Below are 8711 nucleotides of genomic sequence, written 5' to 3'. Positions count from 1 at the left end.
AGCCACCCGCCGCACCGACATCGACGACCTCACCCTGGCCTGCGGACCCGACAACCGGCTCGCCGAACAAGGCTGGATCACCCGCACCAACGCCCGCGGACAAACCGAATGGATCCCCCCACCCCATCTCGACCGCGGCCAACCCCGCACCAACAGCTATCACCACCCCGACAGATTCCTCCGCGACACCGACGACGACCCCGTTTGACGTCCGGCCGTCACACTGGCGTGACAGCCCGGCAGCGCGACGTGGCCGCGGTTCGGCACCTGAGAACATGGGGCTATGTACGACTTGGAGGACACCATCCGGCAGCGGCACTCCAGCCGGCTGTTCCTGCCCGACCCGGTACCGCGCCGTCTGGTGGAGGAATCGCTGGAGCTGGCCATCCGGGCGCCGTCGAACTCGAACGTGCAGCCGTGGCACATGGTGTTCGTCTCCGGCCCGGCGCGGGACCGGTTGGTGGCCGCGATGCTGGACAGGGCGCGCGCCGAACCGCCGAAGGTCCCGGAATTACCCGCCGCGTTCGCCCATTTCCGCAGCGACACCGGCGCACAGGTGTACGGCTCGATGGGCATCGCCCGCCACGACAGCGCGGCGCGGCGCACCGCCGTGCTGCGCAATTGGGAGTTCTTCCGCGCCCCGCTGGGCGGCATCGTCTGTATGCATCGCGAGCTCGGTTACGCCGACAGCGTGGGCGTCGGCATGTTCCTGCAGACGTTGCTGCTGGCCTTGACCGCGCGCGGGTTGGGCACCTGCGTGCAGGTGGCGATCGCCGGCTATCCCGACGTCGTTCGGGATCAGCTGAACATCCCGCCCGAGCTGAACATCTTGTGCGGCTTGGCCATCGGGTACGCCGACCCCGAATTTCCCGCCAACAACCTGCGCATCGGGCGCGACGCGGTGGACCGGCACGTCGTGTTCCTCGACGAGTGACCCTACGAACCCCCGAAGTTGACGTCCTTGGTGACGGCTTTCCACTCCTCGATCGACGCTGACAACGCGGCGATCTTGTCACGCATCGCCTTGAGCACGTCGCGGCCGAGCAGCAGCCGCAACGGCGGCTCGTCGAGGGTGGTCACCATCAGCACCGCCTCGGCGACCTTCTTCGGATCACCGGGGAGATGGTCGGCGAACTGTTTGATCAGATCCTTGCGCGCCGCCACGTCGACGTAATCGGCGATCGGGGTGCCCGACTCCTTCATCGATCGCGTCGCCCAGTCGGTGCGGAAGGCGCCGGGCTCGATCGCGGTCACCTTGATCCCCAGCGGGCGCACCTCGGTGGCCAGCGCCTCGGTGATCGCCTCCAGCGCGAACTTCGTCGACGAGTAGTACGCGTTGGGCGGGTTGGCGACCAGGCCGGTCATCGACGACATGTTGACGATGTGCCCGGAGCCGCGGGCACGCATGCCCGGCAGCACCGCCTTGATCATGTTGACCGCGCCGAAGTAGTTGACCTCGAACAGCTTCCGGACCTCGGCGTCCTCGCCTTCCTCCACCGCCGACAGGTAACCGTGGCCGGCGTTGTTGACCAGGACGTCGACGCCGCCGAACGCCTCATCGGCGGCCGACACCGCCGCGGCGATCTGATCGGCGTCCGTCACGTCGAGTGCGACGGCCAGCGCCCGGTCACCGAACTCCACGGCGAAATCACGCACCGCGTCTGCCCGCCGCGCGGTCACCACCGTGCTGTGACCCGCTTCCAGTGCCGCACGCGCGATTTCGCGGCCGAAGCCGGTGGAGCATCCGGTGATCAGCCAGCGCGCCATCTCAGGCCGCCCCTTCAGGCAGGCGCCGCAGATACGCGCTTCGACGATCGGCGAGCTGGGCGGCCCGCTCCTGCGTGCTCACCGACGGCAGGTGGCCCACCTCGGTGCTGAGCCGGTCCAGCCTGACGACCCGTCCGCGTGCGCCGAGGTCCTCGCGGGGGCCCGCCTCGCCGAATTCGGCCATGCGTAGCGTCAGGATGCCCTCGCGCAGGCCGTCGGAGTCGATCCAGTTGGCCACGCCGGGATCGGTCGGCGCGATCACGTAGGTGTAGCTGCCATCCTGGTTGGCGACCGACTGCGCCTTGTTGAGGCTGCCGGTGCGGTCGAGGATGTTCAGCGTGGTGCCCCAGACGTTGCTCAGCGGCACGGTGAAGTACTCGGCGCCACCGTCGCGCAGGTCCACCACGAACGCCTCGTCGGGCGCCAGGTCGAAGCGGCCCATCACGTAGACCTGGTTGCGCATCGCGCCGACCTTGTCGGCCGACCAGGCCAGGTCGAAGTGGTTGGGCGGCATCTTGTACACGCCGTGGCTGAGCTTGCCGGTGAAGTTGGCGAAGTAGTCCATCATCGCCGCGGTGGCGTCGGCCTGCTCGTCGAGCGTGCGTGCCGGTGTCGCCGGCGGGCCCCCGAGCCGTTGCACATCAAGGTGATTGGGGTCGTCGCGGCCCCAGTCGAGCAGCACGTCGCGGATGTAGAACTCGTGCGCTTCGGCAGTGGTCCGCACGTGGTTGGGCCGGCCGCCGGCCGGGTCGGGGTCGACGGTGATGGTGAAGCTGCCGTCGGAGTCGACCCGCATGGTGCGGCCGTTGAGGACGTCGACGGTGCCCATGCGGGCGTCCCACAGCGTGAAGTAGTTCTCGGTCATGCGGTGCTCGCCCACCCGGCCGTGGATCTCGTAGCGTTCGTCTCCCGAGATCGGGATCACCCGGTAGACGCTGTCGGGATTGTCGATGCCCCAACGCGATCCGGGGATTCGGCGGCCGTCGACGGGGTGCGCGAGCCGGGTGATGCAGCTGACCTTCGGCCGCAGCTTGTCCTGATTGGACGACCACACCGCCGCCGAGAACATCACCTCCGCGAACGCGTCGTCGAACCGCTCCCGCATCGCCTCCGACGCCTTGGCCCGGCCCAGCCAGGTCTCGGCAACCGTCCGATAGGCGGCCCTGACGGTCGGATGCTCGGTCAGTTCGAGGGCGGCCAGTTCCTGTTCGTGCTGGGATACCGTCGCGACGGGATCGTCAGGCATGCGTTGCTCCTCCGATATACTGTCCAAAACGCTTGTTGTACAAGGCGAATCGTTCGTCAACCTGCTCTGGGCGCAGCCCGTAGGCCGGCAAGCCGTAGGCCGGGCGGGCCGCCTCGCGCGGGCGCACGTCGAGCCAGCGCCGCATCGCGTCCTCCGCCCCGGCCGTAAAGGGAAGCCCGACAGCGTCATACACGCGGGCCACCTGGCCGACCGGATCGGCCACCGCGGCGTCGAACCCGATGTCGGTGACCCGGTCCCCGTCGTCCGGCCACCCGTCGCGCACAGCCATCGCCCGGTCGTTGGTCCAGCCCATCCGCTGCAACCATTCCGCGCCCACCCGATGGACGTCCACGGCGTCGGCGTGCATCGCGTGCAAGGTGGCGTTCAGGCTGGCTCCGGACGCGATCGTGGCGCGCGGATCGCGATGCATGTGCACGATGTGCAGATCGGGGAATCGTGCCCGCAACGGATTCAAATATCCCAGGTGTGCGGGCGATTTGAGCACCCAGCGTTGCCCCACGATGCCGCGGCGGCGCTTCTGCCACTGCAGGAATTGCAGCATGCGGTGCAGGTGGTCGTAGGCGGGGGAGAAGTCCTGGTCGTCGAGCCAGGACCGGTAATGCGGAACGTGGGCGCCGGATTCGGGGACGTGAGACATGAACGCGTCGGCCAGGAAGACGATCTCCTCCTCGGCCTCCGTGGCATACATCGGATGAATGGAAAACAGCTCCGGTGCCAGCTCGCGGGATTTCGCTTCGCGCGCTTGGCTGATGGCGATCCGGGGGTCTGCACCGCTGAAGCGATGGTCGAGCCGGGGCGCGACCTCCACGACCTCCCAGCCGTATGCGCACACGAACCTCGAGTCGGCGGCGAGCAGCCGCTGCAGCAGCGTGGTGCCGCTGCGCATCATTCCGACGACGACGATGGGCGCGGCGACCCGTTCGTCGAGGATCTCCGGGTGCCGGCGGATCCATTCCTGCGTGCGGAGCCGCATGCGCAGGCTGTGCACGATTCCCGAGCGCAGGATGTGTACCCCGATCGCGTTGAGCTCGGCGCGCGAGTAGTCGGCCAGTAGCACCCGCAGCGGGCGCTCGAATTCGCCTGGGCCCCAGTCGGTGAGCGTCTCCTTGTTGCGGGCCTCGGCCATGACGGCGGCCGGGTCGAAGGCGCCGCCTGACGGGCTCGAGGCTGGCACGCGCTCAGAACTTCAGGTGCTTGCTGACGTCGCCGACCTGGTCGACGAACATGGTGCGGGTGTCGAACCGCCAGGCGCCGTCCACCCGCGCAAAGGTGTCCTTGTAGTGCCCGGTCACGATCACCTGCAGCGGCAGTTCTGGGGTGGCCTGGGTGACGCAGTAGTAGGAGGTGCTGCGCGCGGTGCCTGCGGCCTCGTCGATGTGCAGCTGCACGTTGGTCGTGTTGTGCTTGGTCTTCGGGGTGCCATCGGGGTAGATGCGCGTGGCCATCTCGTACATCTCGCGCACCCGCGCGGCCCCGGCGAACACCGTCTCCGGTGGACCGTCCTCGACGCCACAGATACGGCCGTGCTCGAAGAGCCGGGCCACCCCGTCCAGGTCGCCGCGGTCGAGAAGCTCGGCGTAGGTGTAGATCAGGTTCGTGATTTCGCGCGCGCTGTCATTCATGGGACCACCTGTCGAACCCGTCTTCTCCGCTTCCGCGAACAATGGTGGCAGAACCGGCCGAATTTACATAGAACCGACCATTACTCTTGATCGCCGTGACCTTACCTTGGACCCCCGACCGGCTCGGCAACCTGACCGGCAAGCGAATCGTGGTTACAGGAGCGACCAACGGCGTGGGGCTGGGCACAGCCCGCGCCCTGGCCAAAGCCGGCGCGCACGTGATCCTGGCGGTGCGCAACATCGAGCTGGGCGAGCAACGCGCCGCTGCGATGGGCGGCTCCACCGCGGTGGCCAGGCTCGATCTCGCCGACCTGTCGTCGGTGCGCGCCTTTGTGGATTCGATCGACGAGGACGTCGACGTCCTGATCAACAACGCCGGCGCCCTGACCGATCGGCGTACCGACACGGTCGACGGATTCGAGATGACGCTGGGCACCAACCTGCTCGGCCCCTTCGCCCTGACCAATCTGCTCCTGCCCAGGGTGCGCTCGCAGATCATCAACGTCGGCTCCGACGCGCACCGATCCGCGACGCTGCGCCTGGACGACCTGCACCTGCGCCGGCACAAGTGGACCCGCCTGGGGGCGTACGCACAGTCCAAACTCGCGGTCATGCTGTGGGGCCTGGAACTGGACCGCAGGCTGCGCGCGGCCGGGTCGCCGGTGGTCACCCAGCTCACCCACCCGGGCTGGGTGGCGTCGAACCTGTCGCAGCTCGGCGACTCGCCGCTGATGTCGGCGGCCCACAAGGCGGTCAAGTTGGTGGCCGATCGGCTGGCCAACGACATCGACGAGGGCGCGGCGCCCACGCTGTACTGCATCAGCGAACCGCTGCCGCCGGGCAGCTACGTCGGGGTCACCGGTAGGTTCGGCCTGCGCGGCGGGCCGGTGCTGATCGGCCGGTCGCCGGTCGCATGCGACTACGACGCGGCCGCCCGCCTGGTGGCCTTCGCCGAACAAGAGACCCGCACGAAGCTGGAGGTGTAGCCATGGGTGAACTCGACAACAAGGTCGCCGTCATCACCGGTGCGGCGCGCGGCCAGGGCCGCAGTCACGCGGTGGCCTTCGCCGAACAGGGCGCCGACATCATCGCGGTGGACATCTGCACCGATATCGACGCGATTCCCTACCCGCTGGGGACCAAGTCGGATCTCGACGAGACGGCGCGGCTGGTCGAAGCCGCGGGCCGCAAGGTGGCGCCCGTCGTCGCCGACGTCCGCGACCTGCCGCAGTTGGAGGGCGCGGTGCAACGCGGAATCGACGAGCTCGGGGAGGTGGACATCGTCGTCGCCAACGCCGGGGTGGTCGCGATCGGTGACCCGGAAGCCCATTCCGAACCGGTGTTCAACACGATCGTCGACACCAACCTCAAAGGCGTGTGGCACACGTTGTTGGCGACGGTGCCGTCGATCATCCGCAAGGGCCAGGGGGGGTCGATCGTGCTGGTGAGCTCGTCGCAGGGGCTGACCGGCCGGGGCGGCGACGGCAGCGCGGCGATGTTCGCCTACGCCGCGTCCAAGCACGGCGTGGTGGGGCTGATGCGGTCAGCGGCCAATGCCTATGCGCCCCACAAGATTCGGGTCAACTCGGTGCATCCGAGCGGCGTCATGACGCCGATGATCCTCAACGACTTCGTCGTCAACCGGATGCTGGAGAACCCGAACCCGGCCGTCTCGCAGATGCTGCTGCCCGACGTGCCGCTGGTCGAGGCGCAGGACGTGACCGAGGCGGTGCTGTGGCTGGTCGGTCCGCGTGCCCGCTACGTGACGGGCGTGTCGATCCCCGTCGACGCCGGGCACATCGTGATGTAGCCCGTGATGTAGCACCGTGATGTAGCTGCGGAGTGATCCGATGGTGGCGACCCGCTGCGCCCGGCTGGGATGTTGCTGCCGCGTCGCGGCAGCGCCCCTAGCCCCGGACGACCTTGCCGGCCTTGATGCAGGACGTGCAGACGTTCAGGCGCTGCTTGTTGCCGCCCGGGCGGGTGACGACGTGCACGGTCTGGACGTTGGGGTCCCACCGGCGGCTGGTGCGGCGGTGGGAGTGCGACACCGACTTGCCGAAGCCGGGGCCTTTCCCGCAGATGTCGCACACAGCGGCCATGGTTCAAGCTCCTCAAATCTCGGGGGTCCGGCTCGGCGGTCTGGCACGTGGCCGGGACAGCCCGGGTGTCCCGGGCCCAACCAGGATACCGATTGTCCTGGCAACCACCAAAACGATCACCGCCGCTGTCGCCCCGCCTGGCTAGGCTCAATGGGCACCGGCCGCCCACCGGTCGGTGGTGGTAACGGCGAGCCGCCGTCCGAGTCGCCGAGCTACGCTGGCGCCCACCGGGGGCTGGTTGTGGAGGAGGTGGGTGACACTGGGACCGTCGGAACGTCTGCTGGACGCGATCACGTTGCGGGACTGGGCGCACACCGCTGTCAGCGACCTCATCACCCACATCGACGAGATCAACCGGCTCAACGTCTTCCCGGTTGCCGACTCCGACACCGGCGCCAACATGCTGTTCACCATGCGGTCGGCGCTCGCCGAAGCCAACGCGGGACTGAACTCCGAGGGCGGCTCGGCCTGCGCCGCCCGGGCCGCCGCCGCGATGTCGGCCGGTGCGCTGAACGGCGCCCGCGGAAATTCCGGGGTGATCCTGTCGCAGATCCTGCGCGGCATCGCCGACGTCACCGCCGTCGCGGCGGCCGAATCCGGCGGTGAGCTGGCCCATGTCGACGCGGCCATCCTCGGTGCGTCGTTGCGGCGCGGCGTCGACCTGGTCATCACGTCGATGGGCGGTGAGGAGATTCCGGGAACCATCGTCTCGGTGTTGCGCGCGGCCGCCGACGCCGTCGGGGAATGTGCCCAGGCCGGGGAAGGGCTCGCCTCGGCGATCGTCGCCGCCGGTGAGGCGGCGGTGGTCGCGCTGGAGAAGACGCCCGAGCAGCTGGACGTGCTCGCCGACGCGGGCGCCGTGGACGCCGGCGGGCGCGGGCTGCTGGTGTTGCTGGACGCCCTGCGCACCACCGTCTCCGGGCAGGCGCCCGCCCGCACGGTGTACGAGCTGTCCCCGCGCGCGCCGCAACCGGAAGGCGCCGCCGAACGGCCCGCGCCGCAGTTCGAGGTGATGTACCGGCTGGATGGTTGCGACGCCGCCGCGGCGGATGCGCTGCGGGACCGGCTGGGGGAGCTGGGCGATTCCGTCGGCATCGCCGCCGCGCAGGCGTCCGCCGAGCGCACGTACTCGGTGCACGTGCACACCGACGACGCCGGCGCAGCGGTCGAGGCGGGGCTGGCCGCGGGGCGACTGAGCCGGATCGTGATCTCGGCGCTGAGCTCGGGCGCCACGGGCCTGCCGGCCGGCGGCTGGACGCGGGAACGCGCGGTGCTCGCCGTCGTCGACGGCGACGGTGCCGCCGAGCTGTTCGGTGGCGAGGGCGCCTGCGTGCTGCAGCGCGATCCGGCCGCGGGCGACCCGGTCACCGGCATCAGCGCGCACCAGCTGATGCGGGCGGTGATCGACACCGGGGCCGCGCAGGTGATGGTGCTGCCCAACGGCTACGTGCCGGCCGAGGAGCTGGTGGCCGGCTGCACGGCGGCCATCGGCTGGGGGATCGACGTGGTGCCGATACCGACGGGATCGATGGTGCAGGGGCTGGCCGCACTGGCCGTGCACGAAGCCGACCGGCAGGCGGTCGACGACGGCTACACGATGGCCCGGGCGGCCGGCGCGGCCCGCCACGGATCCGTGCGCATCGCGACCGAGAGCGCGCTGACCTGGGCGGGCCGCTGCCAGCCGGGCGACGGCCTGGGCATCGCGGGGGACGAGGTGCTGATCGTGGCCGCCGACGCGACCGCGGCGGCGATCGGCCTCCTCGACCTGTTGCTGGCCTCCGGCGGCGACCTGGTGACGGTGCTGTTGGGCGCCGGGATCGACGCGGAGGACGACGCCACGGCCCTGGTGGACACCCTGGAAGAACACATGCACGACCACCATCCGGGGACCGAGCTGGTCACCTACCGCACCGGCCACCGCGGTGACGCGCTGTTGATCGGGGTCGAGTAGCC

Annotated in this window: 9 protein-coding genes and 1 pseudogene; 5 read left to right on the top strand and 5 right to left on the bottom strand. The window is 69.6% G+C overall.

What is annotated here, in order from left to right:
• A pseudogene (locus BST44_RS25120) lies at positions 1–208 on the top strand (hypothetical protein); the annotation flags it as partial.
• A gap of 75 nt (positions 209–283) precedes the next feature.
• Positions 284–934, top strand: coding sequence for a nitroreductase (locus BST44_RS25115; RefSeq protein WP_083179693.1), 651 nt, complete (start codon positions 284–286; stop codon positions 932–934).
• 2 nt (positions 935–936) lie between these two features.
• On the opposite strand, the gene BST44_RS25110 is transcribed toward BST44_RS25115, so the two are convergent.
• The 4 genes from BST44_RS25110 to BST44_RS25095 are packed head-to-tail and all read right to left on the bottom strand — an operon-like array spanning position 937 to position 4656.
• On the bottom strand, positions 937–1767 hold the full coding sequence (locus tag BST44_RS25110) for an oxidoreductase (protein WP_083179692.1): 831 nt from the start codon (positions 1765–1767) through the stop codon (positions 937–939).
• Position 1768: 1 nt separating this feature from the next.
• Complete coding sequence (locus tag BST44_RS25105) at positions 1769–3013, bottom strand: DUF1214 domain-containing protein (protein WP_083179691.1); 1245 nt, start codon at positions 3011–3013, stop codon at positions 1769–1771.
• Positions 3006–4160, bottom strand: a complete 1155-nt coding sequence (locus BST44_RS25100; RefSeq protein WP_083179690.1) for a sulfotransferase family protein — start codon at positions 4158–4160, stop codon at positions 3006–3008. The genes BST44_RS25105 and BST44_RS25100 overlap by 8 nt, the downstream gene beginning before the upstream one ends.
• A 52-nt stretch (positions 4161–4212) precedes the next feature.
• Positions 4213–4656, bottom strand: coding sequence for a nuclear transport factor 2 family protein (locus tag BST44_RS25095; RefSeq protein ID WP_083179689.1), 444 nt, complete (start codon positions 4654–4656; stop codon positions 4213–4215).
• 95 nt (positions 4657–4751) lie between these two features.
• Between BST44_RS25095 and BST44_RS25090 the strand changes: the two genes are divergently transcribed.
• Both BST44_RS25090 and BST44_RS25085 read left to right on the top strand, forming a co-directional pair.
• Complete coding sequence (locus tag BST44_RS25090) at positions 4752–5642, top strand: SDR family NAD(P)-dependent oxidoreductase (protein ID WP_083179697.1); 891 nt, start codon at positions 4752–4754, stop codon at positions 5640–5642.
• A gap of 2 nt (positions 5643–5644) precedes the next feature.
• Positions 5645–6466 (top strand): mycofactocin-coupled SDR family oxidoreductase, encoded by an 822-nt coding sequence (locus BST44_RS25085; protein WP_083179688.1) that lies wholly within the window; start codon positions 5645–5647, stop codon positions 6464–6466.
• Positions 6467–6563: 97 nt separating this feature from the next.
• Here BST44_RS25085 and rpmB read toward each other — a convergent pair whose 3' ends face one another.
• Positions 6564–6758, bottom strand: a complete 195-nt coding sequence (rpmB, locus tag BST44_RS25080) for a 50S ribosomal protein L28 (protein ID WP_046185726.1) — start codon at positions 6756–6758, stop codon at positions 6564–6566.
• Between the two features lie 259 nt (positions 6759–7017).
• On the opposite strand from rpmB, the gene BST44_RS25075 reads away from it, so the two are divergent.
• A complete protein-coding gene (locus tag BST44_RS25075; RefSeq protein ID WP_142274692.1) occupies positions 7018–8709 on the top strand; it encodes a DAK2 domain-containing protein in 1692 nt (563 codons plus the stop codon).
• The last annotated feature ends 2 nt before the right edge of the window (positions 8710–8711 follow it).

The organism is Mycobacterium scrofulaceum, from assembly GCF_002086735.1.
Taxonomy (GTDB): domain Bacteria; phylum Actinomycetota; class Actinomycetes; order Mycobacteriales; family Mycobacteriaceae; genus Mycobacterium; species Mycobacterium scrofulaceum.
The sequence above is the reverse complement of the archived record's forward strand: the minus strand, read 5'-3'. Positions and strand labels throughout refer to the sequence as shown.